General features: G+C 68.7%; 2 protein-coding genes. Both read right to left on the reverse strand.

The window, feature by feature from the left end; all coding sequences use genetic code 11:
- Nucleotides 1-66 precede the first annotated feature (66 nt).
- Nucleotides 67-864, reverse strand: a complete 798-nt coding sequence (istB, locus tag FCN22_RS21355) for an IS21-like element helper ATPase IstB (RefSeq protein ID WP_137123578.1) — start codon at nucleotides 862-864, stop codon at nucleotides 67-69.
- The gene (gene istA / locus FCN22_RS21360; RefSeq protein ID WP_137123579.1) at nucleotides 864-2,075 is read right to left on the reverse strand and encodes an IS21 family transposase; all 1,212 of its coding nucleotides are present in this window, start codon (nucleotides 2,073-2,075) and stop codon (nucleotides 864-866) included. Before istA ends, istB begins: the two co-directional genes overlap by 1 nt.
- Nucleotides 2,076-2,144: the final 69 nt, after the last annotated feature.

The raw sequence follows: 2,144 nt of genomic DNA on the forward strand, positions 1-2,144 counted from the left end.
TGTCGGCAACGCTCGAAAATGAGGCCGATGCGACGCTCGGAAACGAGGCCACCGGTTTGTTGAGTTCTAGTCTGCCGTGTCTTGGGTTCTGACGCTGGGCAGGGTGTCGATGCCGCGGTTGCGTAGCCGGTAGGAGGCGCCCTTGAGGGTGAGGACGTCGGCGTGGTGGACGACGCGGTCGATCATCGCGGCGGCGACGGCCTGGTCGCCGAAGACGCTTCCCCAGCCGCTGAAGGGCAGGTTTGATGTCAGGATCAGCGAGGCGTGCTCGTAGCGTGATGAGACGAGCTGGAAGAAGAGGTTCGCGGCGTCTTGCTCGAAGGGCAGGTAGCCGACCTCGTCGACGATGATCAGCCCGTAGCGCCGCAGCCGGGTGAGTTCTTGCGGGAGCCGGCCGGCGCGGTGGGCGTCGGTCAGGCGGGTGACCCAGCCGACCGCGGTCGCGAAGAGCACGCGGTGGCCGTGGTTCGCAGCGGCGATGCCTAGCCCGGTGGCTAGGTGAGTCTTCCCGGTCCCGGGCGGGCCCAGTAGCACGACGTTGCGTGCCTCGGTCAGGAACCCGCCCGATGCAAGGGCCGCGACCTGTTGGCGCGCGCTCGGTTGGGCGTCCCAGTCGAACTCCTCGATCGTCTTCCTCGCGGGGAACCCGGCGGCGCGGATCCGCAGTTGGGCGCCCGACGCGTTCCGGGCGGCGACCTCGCGGTCCAAAACGGCGGCCAGGTACTCCTCGTGCGTCCAGCCGGCGTCGCGGGCATGATCAGCAAGCCGGCCGGCGGCTTCGGTGATCCGTGGTGCCTTCAACGCTGACGCCAGATAGGCCAGTTGCTTGAGCGCCTCGGTGGTGTCGCTCTTCTTGGCGGCCATCACGCCACCTGCCCGGGCAGGCCGAAGGCGCGGTCGTAGTCGGCCAGGTCGCGCACCATTGCGGCGTCTGGGTCGACGGCTGGCAGCGGATGCTGGAACTGCTCGCGCAGTGCCTTCGCCGCGGTGACGTGGGCGGGGTCGGTGATGGTCATGCCGCGCGCCCACACCCGGTCGTGGGCGGCGACGAGGCGTCCTTCGTGACGGACCTCGACCCGCGACAGGTCGGCATGGACGTCGACGAACCGGCCGATCACCGCTGGGTCGACGGAGTAGTCGCTTGAGTCGACGCGGACGTAGTAGTCACGTCCCAGCCGGACCCGGTTGACCCAGCCCACCGCCGGCGCCACGGGCGGCAGCGGCAGCATCGCGGCCTTGTCCGCGGCGAGCCGGTCGATCGGCGTGGCCTTGATGGTCCGCACCACCCGGGCGTTGGCCAGGGCGAGCCACCCGGTGAACTGGGCGTTGAAATCAGCCGGCGAGCAGAACTCCCGGCCGGGCATGAAGGACGTCTCGAAGAACCCGTTCCTGCGTTCGACCAGGCCCTTCGACTCGGGGTCGTAGGGCTTGAGCCGCTGCAACGTGGTCGCCAGCGTGCCGGTGAACGCGCCAACTCCCTCGGCATGCCGCTTGCCGCGACCGATGCCGGACTCGTTGTCCCAGATCAACCGGCGCGGCACCGCGCCGAGAACCTGCAGCAGCATCCACATGCCCAGCAGCAGGTCGGCGGTGTGACGGGTCGGGATCATCCGTCCGACCATGAAGCGGGAATGCGCCGCGGTGATCACCATCACCGGAAGCAGCACCCTCCGACCATCCTCCAACGGGATCTTCTTCGGCGGGAACCACAAGTCGCACTGCGCCGCGTCACCCGGCAGCCACGTCAGTCGATCCGAGGGATCGACCAGTCGGTGCTCTGGACGCAGCCGCCGGACGTTGTCACGAAACCACGTCATCGACCCGGTCCAGCCGACCCGCTCGGCGAGCACCGTCGCCGGCATCTGCGGCGTCTTGGCCAACAGCTGCCGCACCCGCGCCTCGAACGGCGTGAACGACGTCGGCACCGACGCCCGCACATACTTCGGCGGCCCGTCCGCCGCCAACGCCCGACGGACCGTTTCCCGGCCGATGCCCAAGTCCCGCGCGACCTGCCGCTGCGGAACACCATCCGCGACCAACCGCCGAATCAAAGCCCAATCCTCCACTGAGATCACCCATCCAATCTGCCTGGGTGGCCCAGTTTTCGATCGTCGCTATGGCCTCGCTTTCAAGCGTCGTCGACA

The organism is Segeticoccus rhizosphaerae, assembly GCF_005222685.1.
GTDB classification, from domain to species: Bacteria; Actinomycetota; Actinomycetes; order Actinomycetales; family Dermatophilaceae; genus Segeticoccus; species Segeticoccus rhizosphaerae.